Annotated in this window: 12 protein-coding genes; 6 read left to right on the forward strand and 6 right to left on the reverse strand. The window is 70.8% G+C overall.

Features of this window, described 5'->3' with window-relative positions; genetic code table 11:
• Nucleotides 1-521: 521 nt before the first annotated feature.
• The 3 genes from ACGFIO_RS07785 to ACGFIO_RS07795 form a co-directional block, all read right to left on the reverse strand.
• Entirely contained in the window at nucleotides 522-4,742 is a 4,221-nt protein-coding gene (locus tag ACGFIO_RS07785) for a GH92 family glycosyl hydrolase (RefSeq protein ID WP_392823457.1), read from the reverse strand.
• A 96-nt stretch (nucleotides 4,743-4,838) separates the two neighbouring features.
• A complete protein-coding gene (locus tag ACGFIO_RS07790) occupies nucleotides 4,839-5,498 on the reverse strand; it encodes a response regulator (protein WP_392823460.1) in 660 nt (219 codons plus the stop codon).
• Entirely contained in the window at nucleotides 5,495-6,604 is a 1,110-nt protein-coding gene (locus ACGFIO_RS07795) for a sensor histidine kinase (protein ID WP_392823463.1), read from the reverse strand. The genes ACGFIO_RS07790 and ACGFIO_RS07795 overlap by 4 nt, the downstream gene beginning before the upstream one ends.
• A 114-nt stretch (nucleotides 6,605-6,718) precedes the next feature.
• Here ACGFIO_RS07795 and ACGFIO_RS07800 point away from each other — a divergent pair, with 114 nt between their 5' ends.
• The 3 genes from ACGFIO_RS07800 (at nucleotide 6,719) to ACGFIO_RS07810 (ending at nucleotide 9,042) form a co-directional block, all read left to right on the forward strand.
• A complete protein-coding gene (locus ACGFIO_RS07800; protein WP_392823466.1) occupies nucleotides 6,719-7,264 on the forward strand; it encodes a hypothetical protein in 546 nt (181 codons plus the stop codon).
• A gap of 217 nt (nucleotides 7,265-7,481) precedes the next feature.
• Nucleotides 7,482-8,204, forward strand: a complete 723-nt coding sequence (locus tag ACGFIO_RS07805; RefSeq protein WP_392823469.1) for a histidine phosphatase family protein — start codon at nucleotides 7,482-7,484, stop codon at nucleotides 8,202-8,204.
• Nucleotides 8,188-9,042, forward strand: a complete 855-nt coding sequence (locus ACGFIO_RS07810; RefSeq protein WP_392823472.1) for an NAD(P)H-hydrate dehydratase — start codon at nucleotides 8,188-8,190, stop codon at nucleotides 9,040-9,042. Before ACGFIO_RS07805 ends, ACGFIO_RS07810 begins: the two co-directional genes overlap by 17 nt.
• A gap of 163 nt (nucleotides 9,043-9,205) precedes the next feature.
• On the opposite strand, the gene ACGFIO_RS07815 is transcribed toward ACGFIO_RS07810, so the two are convergent.
• Nucleotides 9,206-10,180, reverse strand: a complete 975-nt coding sequence (locus tag ACGFIO_RS07815) for a hypothetical protein (RefSeq protein WP_392823475.1) — start codon at nucleotides 10,178-10,180, stop codon at nucleotides 9,206-9,208.
• Nucleotides 10,177-10,482, reverse strand: coding sequence for a PadR family transcriptional regulator (locus ACGFIO_RS07820; RefSeq protein WP_392823478.1), 306 nt, complete (start codon nucleotides 10,480-10,482; stop codon nucleotides 10,177-10,179). The genes ACGFIO_RS07815 and ACGFIO_RS07820 overlap by 4 nt, the downstream gene beginning before the upstream one ends.
• Nucleotides 10,483-10,550: 68 nt before the next feature.
• Between ACGFIO_RS07820 and ACGFIO_RS07825 the strand changes: the two genes are divergently transcribed.
• Nucleotides 10,551-10,964 (forward strand): PPOX class F420-dependent oxidoreductase, encoded by a 414-nt coding sequence (locus ACGFIO_RS07825; RefSeq protein WP_392823481.1) that lies wholly within the window; start codon nucleotides 10,551-10,553, stop codon nucleotides 10,962-10,964.
• On the forward strand, nucleotides 10,964-11,347 hold the full coding sequence (locus ACGFIO_RS07830; RefSeq protein ID WP_392823484.1) for a VOC family protein: 384 nt from the start codon (nucleotides 10,964-10,966) through the stop codon (nucleotides 11,345-11,347). Before ACGFIO_RS07825 ends, ACGFIO_RS07830 begins: the two co-directional genes overlap by 1 nt.
• Nucleotides 11,348-11,351: 4 nt before the next feature.
• Here ACGFIO_RS07830 and ACGFIO_RS07835 read toward each other — a convergent pair whose 3' ends face one another.
• Complete coding sequence (locus ACGFIO_RS07835; protein ID WP_392823486.1) at nucleotides 11,352-14,567, reverse strand: GH92 family glycosyl hydrolase; 3,216 nt, start codon at nucleotides 14,565-14,567, stop codon at nucleotides 11,352-11,354.
• A gap of 186 nt (nucleotides 14,568-14,753) precedes the next feature.
• On the opposite strand from ACGFIO_RS07835, the gene ACGFIO_RS07840 reads away from it, so the two are divergent.
• Entirely contained in the window at nucleotides 14,754-17,498 is a 2,745-nt protein-coding gene (locus tag ACGFIO_RS07840; protein ID WP_392823488.1) for a putative bifunctional diguanylate cyclase/phosphodiesterase, read from the forward strand.
• Nucleotides 17,499-17,517: the final 19 nt, after the last annotated feature.

Raw genomic sequence — 17,517 nt, forward strand, 5'->3', positions numbered from 1 at the left:
CGACGCGTTCCGCTCCCGGGCAGCCTGATCACCACGACCGCCGCCCTAGGCACACCAAACCCTCCGTCCCCCACTCCGCCCGCTCAGCGACCCGCCCAAACCGTGCCGCGCCCAGCGGTCGTGACCGATCCGGCACCCAGAGCGAACACGCCCCCACCAAGGGTCCCGCCGCGGCCCCTTTGCTCTGAGCACAAATACGCATCACCACGCCCCTTGCTCTGAGCACAAGCACGCATCACCACGCCCCTTGCTCTGAGCACAAGCACGCATCACCACGCCCCTTGCTCTGAGCACACATACGCATCGCCTTGATGGGCGGCGTGTCGGATACCGCCGGTTTCCAAGTGATGCATATGTGTGCTCAGAGCAAAGGCGCGACCAACCACACATGCCCGGCGCGCGCGGCACGGCCCGGACGCGCACGAAGCGGGCGGAGTGGGGACGGGACTGAGGTGTGCCCGTACCTGGAAAAAGAGGGCGCCGCTCAGAAGACTGAGCGGCGCCCCCTTGCTCTCAAACGATCACAGCTTTGCGCACTGGCCCTGTTTGGAGCCGGTGACCCGGTTGGGCAGGCCGTTGTCGACCGGGGCCGGATCGTTGCCGGAGCAGGTCAACGAGCCCGTGATGCGGTTGGCGGCCAGGACCGTCGCGGTGTTGTTGCGCCGGATGGTTACCGAACCGCGGACTACCGAGTTCTCCACGCTGACCGGGCCCGAGTCGACGGCCTTGACGGCGCCGGTGATCGTGCTGTTCAGGATGGAGAGCGTGCCGGCGTTGGTGGCCGTGACGTCGCCCTTGATCGTCGCGCCGTTGGTGTAGAGGGAAGCGCCGTCCTTCACGGTGATCGTGCCGTTGACCGTGGCTCCGGCGGTCAGGCAGGTTACGCCGGACTTCACGGTGAAGCCGCCGACCACCTTGTCACCGATGGTGGTGGTGCAGGCCGGCTTGGGCTTACCGAGGAGTTCGATCTCGGACAAGGTTGTGTTCGCGCCCGAGGACACCTCCAGGCGGTAGTAGGCGTAGGTGCCGGGGTGGGTGATCTTGAACGGGCGGGTCTGCAGGCGCCAGTCGAACTTCTGGGCGCCGCGCTCGTCCAGCGTCGTCCACGTGGTGCCGTCGTAGGAGCCACGCAGCTTCCACGCCGTCGGGTCGGCGCCCTCGGTGGGGCCGGACGTCAGCGTGTAGAACGAGGCCTGCTCGCCGCCCGAGGCGAACTGGTACTGCCACGCGTTGCCGGCCAAGGAGGCCCGGGTGGCGGTGGTGTCGTCGACCAAGGTGGGCTCGGACGCGGTGCCCTTGCCGGGGCCGGTCAGGTCACGCAGCGGGTCGGCCACCGCATCACCCGAGGTGAGCGACTGCGGCGGGCCGGACGTGCCCCACGACGACGGCTGGGGGCCCATGTCGAAGTCCAGCGTCGCGCCGTTGGCCAGCAGAGAATGCGGCAACGAGGTGGAGTCGTACGAGGCGCCGTTGACCTTCAGCGATTGCACGTAGACGTTGGTCGCCGAGTTCGAAGGCGCGTTGACGACGATCTTCTTGCCGTTCTCCAGGTTGACCGTGGCCTTGGTGAAGAGCGGCGAGCCGATCGCGTACGCTGGCTTGCCCATCTGCAACGGGTAGAAGCCGAGCGCACCGAACACCTGCCAGGCGCTCATCTCGCCGTTGTCCTCGTCGCCGGGGTAGCCCTGGCCGATCTCGCTGCCCAGGTAGAGCCGAGACAGCGCCTCGCGGACCAGCTTCTGCGTCTTGTGGGGCTGACCGGCGTAGTCGTACATGTAGATGATGTGGTGCGACGGCTGGTTGCTGTGGCCGTACTGGCCCATCCGCACGTCCCGCGCCTCGAGCATCTCGTGAATGACCGAGTTGTACGAGCCGCGCTTGGTGGCCGTCTCCGGCGTGCTGAAGAACGAGTCCAGCTTCTTGGCCAGCCCAGCCTGCCCGCCGTAGAGGTTGGCCAGGCCCTGCCCGTCCTGCGGGACGTGGAAGGCCATGTTCCAGCCGTCGGTCTCGGTGTAGTCGTAGCCCCACACCTCGGGGTCGTACTGCTGCGGCCCGAGCCGGAAGCCGCCGGCCGAGTTGCGGCCCTGGAAGAAGCCGACCGACGGGTCGAACATGTTGACGTAGTTCAGGGCCCGGTTGCGGAAGTACTCCGCCTCCTCCGTGTGCCCGAGCTGCGCCGCCATGTTGGCGATGCCGAAGTCGTTGATGTAGCCGTCCATCGCCCAGGACAGCGCCTCGCCGGTGGTGTCGTACGGCGTGTAGCCCTTGAAGATCGACGTGGCCAGGCCCTTGCGGCCGACGTTGCTGTTCGGCGGGGTGACAGTGGCGTTCTTCAGGGCCGCCTGGTACGCCGCTTCCTGGTCGAACTGGATGCCCTTGCCGGCCGCGTCCGCGAAGGCGACGTCCGAGCTGGTGCCGACCATCAGGTCCGCGTAGCCGGGCGCCGACCAGCGCGAGATCCATCCGCCGTCCTTGTACTGCTGCACGAACCCGTCCGCCATCTCACCGGCATCCGAGGGCGTGAACAACGAGTAGGCCGGCCAGGTGGTGCGATAGGTGTCCCAGAAGCCGTTGTTGACGTACACCTTGCCGTCCTTGACCTGAGCCCCGGTCTCGGTCGGCGTGCTCGGCGGGGTGGTCGTGGACGACTGGACCGCGTGCTTGTAGACCGGGTTCGCCGCGGTGCCGGTGTTCTCGTAGGCCGAGTTCGGGTAGAGGAACAGCCGGTACAGGTTCGAGTAGAGCGTGGTCAGCTGGTCCTCGGACGCGCCCTCGACCTCGACGATGTGCATCTTCTGGTCCCACAGCGCCCGGGCGGCCGCGCTGACCGACGCGACGGTGGCGTCGCCGGCGAGCTCCAGGGCCAGGTTCTTCTTCGCCTGGTCCACGCTGAGCAGCGACGTCGCGATGCGCATGGTCACCGTCTTGTCGGTGCTGGTGTCGAACTTGAGGTAGCCCGTGGACGGCCGGTTGCCGCTGGTCAGCATGCCGCCGGCGGTGACCGGGGCGTCGACCGTGCCGTACACGAACAGCCGGGAGAAGCCGGCCGAGCCGCCGCCGCTGTTGACGTCCGACCAGCCGGAGAACGACCGGCCGGCGGCGTCGATGGTCAGGCCGGCGTCGCCGTCGACGTTGTCCAGGATCAGGTTGGAGCTGTTGCCGGTGAACGTGAAGTCGAAGATCGCGGCGTGGTCGGTCGGTGCGAACGACGTCTTCATGCCGTTGTCGAAGGTGACGTCGTAGCCGTACGGCTTGGCCACCTCGTTCTCGTGGCCGAAGGCGAGCGCCCGGGCGGCCCGGTCGGCGTTCGGCGTGCCGTCCCCGGCCGAGGGCATGACCTGGAACGTCTGCCGGTCACCCATCCACGGGCTGGGCTCGTGGCTGGCCGCGAACGCCTCGATGGTGGGCCGGTTGCCGGCGTTGTTGTCCCGGTGATATTCGTACAGCCAGCTGGTCGTGCCGGCGTTGGTCACCGGCGTCCAGAAGTTGAAGCCGTGCGGGACCGCGGTGGCCGGGAAGTTGTTGCCGCGCGAGAAGTCACCGGACGAGTTGGTGCCGCGCCGGGTGTCGACGTGGTCGGACAGGTGGTCCTTGGGCTGGGCGGCCGGCACCGAGGCCAGGCTGATGTCGTCGAACCAGGCCTTGAACTGGGCCGGACCGGCCGGTTTGTCGTAGCCGATCAGGATCCGGTCGACTGTCTTGCCCTCGGCGACCGCCCCGACGCGCGCGGTCCGCTTGTTCCACTGCTGGGTGTAGAGCGTCTTCGACTCGCCCTGCGCGGTCGGGCTGACCTTGACGCCGTGCTGGTCGACGGCGTTCAGCTGGGACAGGTAGGTCCCGTCGGTGAAGGCCAGGTCGACCGCGGTGTACGTGGCCGGGTTGCTCAGGTCGTCCTTGGTGAACTCGGGGAACACCAGGTAGGACAGTTCGGTGTCGGCGGTGACGGGCAGGTCGACGTCGAAGACCTTGTTGTACGAGTACGCCCGCCCGGCCGCGGTGTGCCGCCCGGCGATCTGGAACGCCCGCAGCCCGGAGTAGCCGACGCCGGTCTTGGCCGTCGGCGACGAGTTCGGTCCGGCGCCGATGTGGCTGGTCATGTTCGGCGGCGGCTCCGAGGTGGTGCCGTCGTTGAGTTCCCAGTCGGCGAGCTGGGTCAGGCTGCCGGACGGGTGGCCGGTGATGTTCAGCCGGTAGATCGAGAACGAGCCCGGGTTCGCGATCTCGTACGCGTTGGTCACGAACCGGTCGCTGAAGGTCTGGCCGGTCCGCGAGTCCACGGTCGTCCAGTCGGTGCCGTTGTTCGAGCCGAGGATCTGCCAGTCCCGCGGGTCCCGTTCGGCCGCGTCGTTGGCCGAGGTCATCGTGTACTTGATCGCCCGCGCCGGGCCGTCCAGCGTGTACTGGGCCCAGCTCGTCGGCGTGTCCACCAGCCACTTGGTCTGTGAGTCGCCGTCGTTGAGGTTGTTCACGCCCTCGCTGGAGTTCGGCTGGGCGTTGGCGGTGATCACGATGACGCTGTCGCGCAGGCTGCCGGGCGGGCCGGAGCGCACCGGACCGGAGACGCCGCTCGCGTGCGGGCCGTCGGAGCCGGTGTCCACCGTGTCGGACCAGGTCGGCTGCGGGTCGCCGGTCTCGAAGGACGAGGCGAAGGGTGGGCCGGCGGCGTGCGCCGGGCTGCCGGTGGCAAGGGAAGCCACCAGCGCTAAGGACGCCATGACGGCGACCCGTCGAGCCGGTTGCATGCGGTCTCCTCGGTGGAATGTGTGGGGCGGGTTAACACACCCGACACATCCTGACCGTCACCGACGTCGATGCACAAGCTCTGGCTGACATCGATGTCAGCCGGGTGTCACCAGCCCGTCCTCGTAGGCCAGGATGACCATCTGCACCCGGTCCCGGACGCCGAGTTTGGCGATCGACCGGGTGATGTGGGTCTTCGCCGTCAGCGGGCTGATCACCAGTTCGGCCGCGATCTGCTCGTTGGACAGTCCGGTCGCGACCAGCCGGACCACCTCCAGCTCCCGGGCGGTCAGCACCGCGAGCCGGGCGCCGGGCTCGCGGGCCGACTTCAGGTGCCCGAACCGCGACACCACCCGCCGGGTGACCGACGGTGACAGCAGGGCCTCCCCCGCCGCCACCACCCGCACCGCGTGCCGCAGCCCCTCCGGGTCGACCTCCTTGGTCAGGAAGCCACTGGCCCCGGCCTGCAGCGCCGCGAACACGTACTCGTCGGTCTCGAACGTGGTCAGGATGATCACCCGGCAGTCCCGCAGATCGGGGTCGGCGACGATCCGCCGGGTGGCCTCGATGCCGTCCAGCCCCGGCATCCGGATGTCCATCAGCACCACGTCGGGCCGTGTGGCCCGGGCCGTCCGCACCGCCTCGTCCCCGGTGGACGCCTCGCCGACCACGGTGATCTCCCGGTCGCGCTTGAGCAGGCTGCGGAATCCGGCCCGGACCAGCTGCTGATCGTCGGCGAGCAGGACGTTGATGGTCATCTGCTCATCGGGATCGTCGCCCGTACCGCGAATCCGTGCTCGGACGCGATCGTGAGCGAACCGCCCAGCGCGGCCACCCGCTCCCGCATTCCCGCGATGCCGTGGCCGGCGCCTTCCGGCCCGGCCGAGCCTCGCCCGTCATCGATCACCTCGACCCGCACCTCCGTCGGCCGGTAATGCAAACGCACCGCGATGGAATCCGCGCCGGCGTGCCGCACCGTGTTGGTCAGCGCCTCCTGCACCACCCGGTAGACCGCGGTGGCCACCGGCGCTGGCACATCCTGCCGGTCACCATCCTCGGTCACCGACACCTCGAGGCCCGCGCCGCGCACCTGTTCGGCGAGTCGTTCCAGCCCGCTCAGCTCACCGGCCGGCTGGTCCGTCCACGAACCGTCCCGCAGCACTTCGACCAGGGCGCGCAGGTCGAGCATGGCCCGGTTGCGAACCTCCTGGGCCAGCCGCAGCGCCTGACGCGCCTCGGCCCGGTCGTCGTCGAAGGCGTCGATCGCCACGTTCAGGTGCACGCCGACCACGGCCAGCGTGTGCGAGACGACATCGTGCAGGTCACGGGCGATCTCCACGCGTTCCTCGGCGCGCCGGCGGCGGGCCGTCTGCTCCCGCTCGTGCTCGTCGGCGGCCAGCCGGGCGGTCAGCTCGGACCGCCAGCGCACGTTGTTGCGGTACGCGGTGGCCGCCGCCAGCACCGCGGCCAGGTAGAGCGCCTCCGCCCCCACGTGCGTGACCGCCCAGCCCTGGCCGTGTTCCAGGTCGACGAACGCGTCCCACTGCAGGCCGTACACCAGCGTGGCCCCCGCCGTGATGATCGCCGCGCGCAACCGTCCGTCGAGCACCAGCAGCACGAACGCCGCCGTGGCGGGCCACGCCCAGCCGGCGCCGAGCAGGTCCGAGCCGCGCTGGCCGGCCACGCACAGCACCGACACGATCGTGATGACGAGCGGCCACCGCCGCGCGAACAGGACCAGGAGCGCCAGCGTGACGGCCAGCGTCCCGGTCATGACACCTTCGACGGTTCCGCCGGTCAGCGCCATCCCCACGGGCACGCCGATCAAGGTCAGTACCGCCGCTATCAGTTCGAGTCTTCGCATGTCCCCGAAGGTATGGACGACCCGGGTCCGGCCGCGTCGTCCGCTCGCGGTCACTTCGACGTCCTCCATCCGGAGTATGGACTGCACCGTCCGCCGTATCGATAGGCTGACCCAGTGACCGCCGCCGATCTGCTGGCCGCCTCGGGCCGCTTTCCCGTCCGCCCCGGTCTGACCGAGGCCGAGCTGTCCGCCGTCGAGGACGAGTTCGGCTTCTCCTTCGCCGACGATCATCGCGCATTCCTGGCCGCCGGTCTGCCCTTCGGACGCGGCTGGCCGGACTGGCGCGACGGCGACCGGTCCGCCCTGCGCGAGCGCCTGGCCCTGCCGGTCGAGGGCGTCCTGTTCGACGTCGCGCAGAACGACTTCTGGTACGACGGCTGGGGCCCGCGCCCACCGGCCGGCGAGGCGGCACTCAACGCGGCGCGCGCCGGCCTGTTCACCGCGCCCCGCATGATCCCGCTCTATGCGCACCGCTACCTGCCGGCCGGCAAGGGCACGAGCGGCCACCCGGTCCTGTCGATCTACCAGACCGACGTCATCTGCTACGGCAACGACCTCGAGGATTTCCTGCACCGCGAGTTCGGCCTCGGCCCCGGCGCCGCCGGCGAACCGCCCCGCCCCACGGTCACCTTCTGGAGCCGGCTCATTCAACCCCTTTGACGGGTACGGGCACACCACGGTCCCGTCCCCGCTCCGCGCGCCAGGCGGCCCGTCCCGCTGGTTGCCGCGACCGCCGGCGGAGGACATCCGGATTATTCGGGCGCCCGTGGGTAACCAACGTCCCGGCGATGCGTATTTGTGCTCAGAGCAAGGCGCCTTGCTCTGAGCACAAATACGCATCGCCCGAGGGATCGCGAGTGGCGAAAGGGGCGACTGGGTGAAGGTCGAGCGACTGCGATGGCTGGGCGTCGTACGGCATGGGCAGAGCACCGGCAACGTCATCGCCGAGCGGGCGGAGAACGGCGGGCGGGAGTCGATCGACATCCCCGAGCGGGACGCCGACGTGCCGCTGTCCGATCACGGGCGCGAACAGGCGGCGGCGGTCGGGCGATGGCTGGCCGAGCGGCCCCCGGACCTGGCGATCGTTTCGCCGTACCTCCGCACCCGGCAGACGGCCGAGACGGCGCTGGCCGGGACGGGCGTACCCATGGAGGTCGACGAACGGCTGCGCGACCGTGAGCTCGGGGTGCTCGACCTGCTGACCGGCCACGGCGTCCGCGAACGGCTGCCCGCCGAGGCGGCCCGGCGGGCCCGGCTGGGCAAGTTCTACTACCGGCCGCCCGGCGGCGAGTCCTGGGCCGACGTGCTGCTCCGGCTGCGCGCGCTGCTCCGTGAGGTCCGCGAGGACCACCCCGGGGCCCGGGTCGTGCTGTTCGGCCACGAGGCGATCGTGCTGCTCGTCCGCTACCTGGCCGAGGGCCTGAGCGAGGCTGAATTGATGGCCGTCGCCCACGACACGACCGTGGCCAACTGTTCGATCAGCAGCTGGCGCCGCCTCGGCGACCGGCTCGAACCGGAACTGTTCAACCACGTCGAGCACCTGCACCAGGCCGGCGCCGCCCCGACGCGTCAGGAGAACGTCAATGCCGAGCCGTCCTGATGTACAGGTGATCACCCGCCGGCTGCTGCGCGAGTGGCCGCTGCCCGCCCCGCAGGGCGGCAAGAAGTCCCGGGGCACGGTCCTCGTGGTCGGCGGCTCCCGCTTCACCCCCGGCGCGGTCCTGCTGGCCGGTGAGTCGGCCCTGCGCGCCGGGGCCGGCCGCCTCCAGCTGGCCGTCGACGGCGGGATCGCCGCGGCCCTGAGCATCACCGTCCCCGAGGCCAAGGTGGTCAGCCTGCCCGGCGCCGACGACGACCTGCCCGCCGAGCTGCGCGAACTGGCCGAGGAGGCCGACGTCCTGGCCATCGGCCCCGGTCTCGACGACATCGAGCAGACGTCCCGCCTGATCGGCGACCTGCTGGATGTGGCCGACAAGAACGCGGCCGTGGTCCTGGACGCGTACGCCCTGGGCGCCATCAGCAACGACCCCGACCTGCTGTCCGGCCGCCCCCAGCGCGTGGTCCTCACGCCCAACACGACGGAGGCCGCCCACCTGCTGGGTCACGACCCCGGCGACGACCTGTCGGCCGCCGCCCAGGCCGTGGCGGCCCAGCGCCAGGCCGTCGTCTCGTTGCACAGCCACATCGCCGCCCCCGACGGCCGTATCTGGCGCGACGAGAGCGGCGACGCCGGCCTGGGCACCTCGGGCAGCGGCGACGTTCTGGCCGGCATCATCGCCGGCCTGCTGGGCCGTGGCGCCGAGCCGGCCCAGGCGGCGTGCTGGGGCGCGTACGCACACGCGGTCAGTGGCCAGCGCCTGATCCCCCGCCACGGCCGCACCGGCTTCCTGGCCCGTGAACTGGTGGAAGAGGTAGCCGCCACGATCGCCATGGTCTGACCGCGGCCCCTTTGCTCTGCGCACCTGTAGTCACCCCCTCGTGAGCTGCGAATCTCCGAATCGCGGCCCCGCCTGACCTCTTTGTCAGCATTTGCGGTAGGCAACCAGAGGTGCGCAGAGCAAACCGCGCGGGGAAGAGGTCAGCGGAGGGCCAGAGCGCGGGTCAGGCGGGGCGGATGTCGGGGGCCGGGGTCGCGGGGCCGGGGCGGGACAGGACCATGGCGACGACCAGGGCGGCCAGGCCGAGGAAGGTCAGGAGCTGGTACCACTGGTCCACGGCCAGGTCACCGGTCAGGCCGAGGCGACGGGCCAGGCCCAGGGTCGGCGCCAGCACGCCGGGCTCGGGGATGCCCTCGGAGCCGACCGGCTCGGTCGAGGTCAGGTAGTAGACCAGCGACATCGTGAACATGGTGGCCGGCGGGATCAGGGCCAGCAGGCCGGCTAGGGCCAGGCCGGTGCTCAGGCCGCGGCGGCGGGCGGCGGCGATGCGGTGGGCCGCGGCGGCGGCCAGCAGCCAGCCGGCGACCAGGCCGAGGAGGGCGCCGGCGAGGGACAGCCACAGGTATGCGGCGGGGCGGGTGGGCCAGCCGGAGATCTGGAGCATGACCTGGTCGAAGCTGGAGACGTAGACGTCCACCTCCACGGTGGAGTGTGAGGCGTTGAAGTGGGCGTCCGACTGTCCGCGGGTGACCGGTCCGACGGCCCAGCCCGCCGCGGACAGGCGTTGGCGGGTGTGCTGGGCGACGGCGGTCACGTCGGTGCCGGCCGGCAGACCGTCCATCAGCGACCAGTAGTCGTCGCCGCTGGAGCGGACCGAGGAGGTGCCGCCGGGTTCCATCGCCATGGCGGCGAACGGCTCCGGCGATGGCAGGTCGGCGTAGGTCAGGGAGCCCGCGGCTGAGCCGGCGGCCGCGCCCAGGGCCCCGCCGACGAGTACGGCGAGCACGGTGGCCAGTACCGCGAGGGGGCGGGGACGGCCGGCGGGCAGGCGGAACCGTTCGCGTACGCCGTCGAGGACGACGTGCCACAGGTCGGTGCGGGACGGGGTACCCATATCGGACAGCGTGGTCAGCAGTTCGGTGCCGTGGTGGCGGCGGAAGCGGGCGGGGTAGGCGATGAGGAGCGGTCGGTAGCTCATGCGATCCCCAGGTTCCGCTCGGCCGCGCGGGCGTGCCGGTGCAGCCGGGAGGCCTGCTCGGCCAGGGCGGACGCGCCGGAGCCGGTGAGCCGGTAGTAGCGCCGGAGCCGGCCCTCGACCGCTTCCTCGCGCTCGACGACGACCAGTTCCTGCTCGGCGAGCCGGTCGAGCGCGCCGTAGAGGGTGCCGGGCCGCAGTTTCACCTCCCCGTCGGAGAGGGCGGAGACGGCTTGGACGATGCCGTAGCCGTGCAGGGGTTCGGCCGCGAGGGCGGCGAGGATGAGGAAGGTGGTTTCATGCACGGCGAGGAAGGTACGCGACGCGTCATATAACGTCAAGCGTACTATCAACCGCGCACTAGGATTTCGGCATGGAACTCTGGGACGTGGTGGCCGGCTCGCACGATGGCACGCTGGCGACGATCAAGAAGGACGGGCGGCCGCAGCTGTCCGACGTGTCGTACCTGGCCGAGGACCGCCTGATCAGCATCTCGACGCGCGTGCCGCTGGCCAAGGTGCACAACCTGAAGCGAGACCCGCGGGCCAGCCTGCACACCAAGGCCAAGGCCGGCCACGGGTACGCGGTGGCCGAGGCGATCGCCGACCTCAGCGAGCCGGCCCGGGACATCAACGACGCCACGGTCGAGGAACTGGTCGAGCTGTACCGGAAGGTCCGGGGCGAGCACCCGGACTGGGACGAGTACCGCCGGGTGATGGTCGAGGACGCCCGCATCGTGCTGCGGCTCCAGGTCGAGCGGGTCTACGGCTGGTTCATGGAGGCCTGATGGCCCGGATCGGCGACATCGTGGTCGACTGCGCCCACCCGGCGTCATTGGCCCGGTTCTGGGCCGCCGTTCTGGACGGGTACGCGGTGGCACCCTATGACGAGGCCGAGCTGGCCCGGCTGCGTACGGCCGGTGCCGACGACCCCGAGGACGACCCGAGCGTGCTGGTCGAGGCCGGCCCGGGCCAGCCCCGCCTGTGGTTCACCCGGGTCCCGGAACCGAAGACGGTGAAGAACCGCATCCACCTCGACCTCCGCGCCGGCGACCACCGCGCCGAGCTGGCCCGGCTGGCCACGCTCGGCGCGGAGGTCGGTGCGGAGCAGGAGGGCTGGACCACCCTGCGCGATCCGGAGGGGAACGAGTTCGACCTCCTCGAGGACTAGCTTCCTACGACAGCGTCATCGCGTAGAAGTTCATCCGTGAGTCGTTGGGCAGGGTCACCGAGCGGATCTCCTTGCCCGCCGACACCGGCACCTTCAGCCCGAAGAGGCTGACCGGCGGCCCGTCCACGCCCTGCCCGGCCTTGATCCGGTGCGGCATGGCCAGGACGGCGGTCGTGCCGCTGGTCGGCGACCCGCACCAGTCGGCCACCGTGATGCTCTGCGTCTCGGACGTGCCGTCGGCGTAGCCGATGGTCAGTGCCCCGGTCACCGGCCCGTTGTGGGTGGTGGCGACCAGGTTCAGCCACGAGTGGGAGCCCTGGGGCAGGACCAGCGACTGGCCGGTGGCGGTGACGAAGTTCTTCGCGGTGCCGGTGGGGTCGGGAGCGTTGAAGACCGTTCCGCCCCAGGTGACCGGCCCGGCCGCGGGCAGCAGGCCGGCGTCGTAGCTCCAGCCGCCGGTGTCGAAGTCGCCCTGGTCGGACGCGGCCACGGTGGCCGTGCCGTCGCGGGTCAGCTCCGGTGTGAGGTCGAGCGCGCAGGCGGTGCCGGCCACGCAGGACAGCGCCGGCCGGATCACGACCTGGGCGGTGCGGGTCACGGTGTTGGCGCCGCCCACCGTCACTGCGATCGGGTACGAGCCTTCGGCGACCCCGGCCGGGACCTTGACCGTGACGGTGGCCGTGGTGGCGACCGGCAGGTTCGACGACTGCAGGTACGGCAGTTCCTTGGGCTTCACCTTGACCGTCCAGCCGGCCGGGCCGGTGGCGGTGACCGTGGGCCGGATCGTGGTCGGGTGCTGGGCCACGATGTCGACGGTGAAGCTGGTGGTCCCGCCGGACGGCAGTGCGGCGGTGGCCGGGCGCAGCGACGCGTCGATGTGCCGCCGGGTGTCCTTGGGCGCCTGGTTGACCGACGGTGGCTCGGCGTTCTTGCCGGTGCCCCAGCCGGACGGCGTCGCGCCCAGCGTGTGCTTGAGCGTGCCGCCCTTGGCCACCGCGTCCCAGGTCACCCAGTTCTTGGTGAGCGTGTTGGTGCCGAGGTGCACGTTCTGGATGTAGCGGTTGGTGTCGGAGGCGCCCGGCGCGGTGATCTTCAACGTGCCCTCACCGGTCTTGACCGTGGCTCCGGGGAACTGCGGGCTGGACACGGCCAGGAAGTTGGCGCCGCTCATGGTCGGGTAGAGGCCGAGCGACGAGAACACGTACCAGGCGCTCATCGTGCCCAGGTCGTCGTTGCCGGTCATGCCGTCCGGTCCGGTGGTGAACAGCGTCATCGCGGCGCGGACCACTGTCGCGGCCTTGGCCGGGGCGCCGGCCCAGTGATAGAGGTACGGGGCCAGCAGGTCGGGCTCGTTGTTGGGGTTGTAGGTGGGCTTCTCGTAGTAGTCGTAGGGCGCCGCGATCCAGTCGTTGCGGGCGGTGCCCTCGGGGTCGGTGAGCAGCTTGTCGTAGACGAAGAAGTCGTCCAGCCGCTCTTCGGTCTTGGCCCGGCCGCCCATCAGCGCGACCAGCCCGGCCGGGTCCTGCGGCACCAGCCACTGGTACTGGTTGGCGCCGCCCTCGTGGAACTGCTCGGCCGCGTGCACCGGGTCGTAGGGCGTGAGCCAGGTCCCGTCGACCGTACGCGGGCGGAAGTGCTTGGTGCCCTTGTCCCACAGGTTGCGGTACCACTGGCCGCGTCCGGCGAACAGCGTCGCGTCCTCGCTCTGGCCGAGCCCCTGGGCCATCAGCGCGAGGGCGGCGTCGGCGGCCGAGTACTCCAGCGTCGCCGAGGCCGGGTGCACGCAGTCGTTGTCGCCGCCCTTGTGCGCGCAGTCGGTGCCCAGCTTCAGCCCGGACGGGATGTAGCCGCGGTCGGCGTAGTAGTCGACGCCGGTCCGGCCGTTGTAGGGCGAGCCGGCCGGCGGCTGCGACAGGGCGTTCTTACGCAGCAGCGCGTACGCCTCCTCCTCGTGCCCGGCCAGCAGCCCCTTGGACCAGGCCTCGACCAGGAACGGGGTGACCGGGTCACCGGTCATGATGTTGGTCTCGCTGTTGGCCAGCGCCCAGCGCGGCAGCCAGCCGCCGTCGCGCCCGATGCCGACCACCGACAGCGCCACGTCCTTGGCCACGTCCGGCGCGATCAGTTCGAGGAGCTGGTTCTGTGGGCGGTAGGTGTCCCACAGCGAGAAGTTCTGGTACGGCGTGTAGCCGGCGGCGGTGTGCGCCTGCCGGTCGAAGCCGACGTACCGGCCGTCCACGTCGCCGGCCACGTTGGGGTGCAGCAGGGCGTGGTAGAGCGCGGTGTAGAAGGCGGCGCGGCGGTCCCCCGTACCCCCGTCGATCTTGATCCGGTCGAGCTCGTCCACCCACCGGGCGCGCAGCGCGGCACGGACCCGGTCGAAGTCGTAGGACCCGGCGGTCTCTTGCGCGAGGTTCTTCCGCGCGCCCTCCAGGCCGGTGTACGAGAGCCCGACCTTGACCACCACATCCCGGTCGGCGGCGGTGTCGAAGGTGACGTAGGCGCCGTTGCCGCCCTCGCCGGTCGCGTCGCGGCTGTCCGCGGTGATCGTCCCGCCCCGCCAGGTGCCGAACGAGGCGAACGGCCGGTCGAAGCCGGCCGTGAAGTACACGGTGTGGTCGTCCTTGCCGGCGCAGAAGTTGCCGGCGTTGACCCGGCCCTCGATCGTGCGGTCGCCGACCACGTGGATCTCCGAGCCGAACACGTTCTGGTTGGCCTTGCCGGTGTTGAAGAGCACGTTGGCCTGGCCGGTGGCCGGAAACGTGTAGCGCTGCCAGCCGGTGCGCGCGGTGGCGGTCAACTCGGCGTCGATGTCGTAGCGGGACAGCCCCACCCGGTAGTAGCCGGGCGACGCCTCCTCGTCGTCGTGCGAGAACTCCGACTTGTACGCATTGTGATCGGAGCTGGTGACCGCGCCGGTCGTCGGCATGATCGGCAGCTCGCCGGCGACGCCACAACCGACCCCGGACAGGTGCGTCTGGCTAAAGCCGTAGATGGCGCCGGCCTTGTAGTCGTACCCGCCCTGGCCACCGGTGTCCGGGCTGACCTGGACCATGCCGAACGGGGCGGCGGCGCCGGGGAACGTGTTGCCGAAGTTCTGCGTGCCGACGAAGGGGTGGACGAGGTCGACCGGCTCCGGTTCGGCGGCGGACGCCGGCGCCGCGAACGCGAGGGGAACCAACAAGGAAGCCGCTAAGACCAACCGGCGGATCATTGACATACCTCCATGACGAGAGCGTGACAACGTTGTCACCGACTAGTGACAACTGTCAATGGGAAACCGTTTTGCACCCACCGCCGGCCACCGTCACCGTCCGGAATCGCTCAAGGTCGCCGCCGAAGATCCGATCTCGTCCTGTACGACCGCCATCCGAGCGCGGTCCCGGACCCGCGGAGACACAGGCCGATGCCAGCGACCAGCACCAGCGAGGGCCGCCGACGCGTGACGCGCGGCTGGCCCCGGCTGTGTCTCGTGGTGTCGGTGGTCGCCCTGGTCTTCGGCGTCGTGCTCAGCACCGGCGCCGGCGGCGAACAGGTCGCACAGAGCATCTCCAACGTCGGCCTCTGCCTGGGCGCCGTGACCGCCGCGCTGGCCTGCCTGTTCCGCGCCCGCGAGTACCACGGCCGGGCCCGCTGGGGCTGGGCGCTGATCGGCCTGGGCGTGCTCGCCTGGGGCCTGGGCCAGAGCGCGTGGGTCTACCTCGAGTCGTTCCGCGGCGACGAGGTGCCGTTCCCGTCGGCGGCCGACATCGGCTACATGGGCATGGTCGTGCTCACCCCGGCCGGCCTGCTCGTGCTCCCGAGCCAGGCCCAGGCGCTGGCCAACCGGGCCCGCAGCGTCCTCGACGGCCTGATGGTGGCCACCTCGCTGGTGATCATCGCGTGGATCCTGATCGTCCGGCCGATGCTCGACGGCGGCTACGACAGCATGCTCGCGCTGGCCATCTCGCTCGCCTACCCGCTCGGCGACGTGGTCATCGTGACCATCGTGATCTACATGATGGCGCTGCAGCGCCAGCAGGGCCGCGACTTCGGGCGGCTCGCGCTGGTCGGCGCGGGCGTGGTCGCGTTCGCCATCTCCGACATCGGGTACGCGTACCTCAACCTGATCGGCGCCTACCAGTCCGGCGGGGTCACCGACGTCGGCTGGTTCGTGGGCTTCGCGCTGATCCTGCTGGCCGCCCGGAAACCGACCGACCAGGGCCGGGACACCGCGGAGCCCGCCGCCCCGGCCGTCGAAGGCGCCCAGATCGGCGTGCTGCTGCCGTACGTGGCCGTGCTCGCCGCCCTGGTCATCACCGTCGTCTGGTTCGCGCGCACCGGCCAGAGCAACGCCTTCGTCGCGTACACCCGCAGTGCCCTGATCCTGCTCATCGTCGGCCGGCAGCTGCTCACCCTGCTCGAGAACCGCAGCCTCACCCGCAACCTCGAGGGCCGGGTGGCCGACCGCACCGCCGAGCTCTACGCCAGCGAACAGCGCTTCCACGCGCTCGTCCAGCACAGCACCGACGTGGTCACCGTGGTCAGCCCGGAGTCGGTGGTGCTCTACCAGAGCGAGTCGATCCAGCGCGTGTTCGGCGCCCAGGCGGGCCGGCTCACCGGCCGGCGGCTGACCGACATGCTCGACCCGGTCTCGGCGACCAGGCTGGCCGAGGCGCTGCGCTCGCTCGGCGGGCGCCCGTACGCGACCACCATGCTCGAACTGACCCTGCCCAACAACGACGGCGGCAGCCGGCAGGCCGAGATCACCATCACCAACCTGCTCGGCGACCCCAGCGTCGGCGGCCTGGTGCTGAACACCCGCGACATCAGCGAGCGCAAGAAGCTGCAGGAACAGCTGATGCACGAGGCCTACCACGACGGGCTGACCCAGCTGGCCAACCGGGCGCTGTTCCGCGAGCAGGTGTCCGAGGCCCTGGACGCCCGGGCCGACGGCGCCGACGTGACGGTGCTCTTCCTCGACCTCGACGGCTTCAAGGAGGTCAACGACAGCCTCGGGCACCTGGCCGGCGACCAGCTGCTGGTGCGGGTGGCCGACCGCCTGCGGGCTGCGGTACGCCCCGGCGACATCGTGGCCCGCTTCGGTGGCGACGAGTTCGCCGTGCTGATCGCCGCCCCGCTCGGCGCGCCCGACGCCGAGCAGGTCGCCCAGCGCATCGTCGACGCCCTGCACGACCCGTTCCGGATCGACACCCGGGACATCCACGTCCAGGCGTCCATCGGGCTGGCCGCCGGCGCCCTGCTCGCCGGCGACGGCGGCGCCGAACAGCTGATGCGCAACGCCGACCTGGCCATGTACCGGGCCAAGGCGGCCGGCGGCTCCGGCTACGCCAGCTACCACCCGCAGATGCTGTCCGGGCTGGTCGAGCGGCTGGAGCTGGAGGCCGACCTGCGGCTGGCCCTGGAGCGCGACGAGCTGCGGCTGTACTACCAGCCCTCGATCGACCTGGCCGACAACCGGGTGTCCGGCTTCGAGGCGCTGGTCCGCTGGCAGCACCCGACCCGCGGCATGATCTCGCCGCTCGACTTCATCCCGATCGCCGAGGCCACCGGCCTGATCGTCCCGCTCGGCCGCTGGGTGCTGACCGAGGCCTGCCGCCAGGCCGTCGCCTGGGGCGCCCGCGAGAAGGACCTGCGGATGGCGGTCAACGTCTCGGTACGCCAGTTCGACCGCACCGATCTGGCCGCCGTCCTCGCCGACGTGCTGGCCGAGACCGGCATGCCGGCCCACAAGCTGTGCCTGGAGATGACCGAGAGCGTCCTGATGACCGACACCGAGGAGAACCTCGAACAGCTGGTCCGGCTCAAGGCGCTGGGTGTCTCGCTAGCCATCGACGACTTCGGCACCGGTTACTCCTCGCTCGCCTACCTGCGCCGGTTCCCGGTCGACACGCTCAAGATCGACCGCTCGTTCGTCGAGCGAATCGGCGCCGAGAGCGACGACGCCGCGCTGGCCCGGACCATCGTCCAGCTCGGCCAGAGCCTGAACATGTCCACCGTCGCCGAGGGCGTCGAGGAGTACGGCCAGCTCGCCGCCCTCCGGGCCATGGGCTGCCGGTTCGCCCAGGGCTACTACTTCTCCGCGCCCGTGCCCGCCGCCGACGCCGGGCGCCTGCTCCACGACGGGAGCGCCACGCCCGCGACCGTCTGACCCCCCACCTCCCCTGGAG

Origin of the sequence: Actinoplanes sp. NPDC049265 (genome assembly GCF_043197135.1) — a bacterium.
Classification (GTDB): domain Bacteria; phylum Actinomycetota; class Actinomycetes; order Mycobacteriales; family Micromonosporaceae; genus Actinoplanes.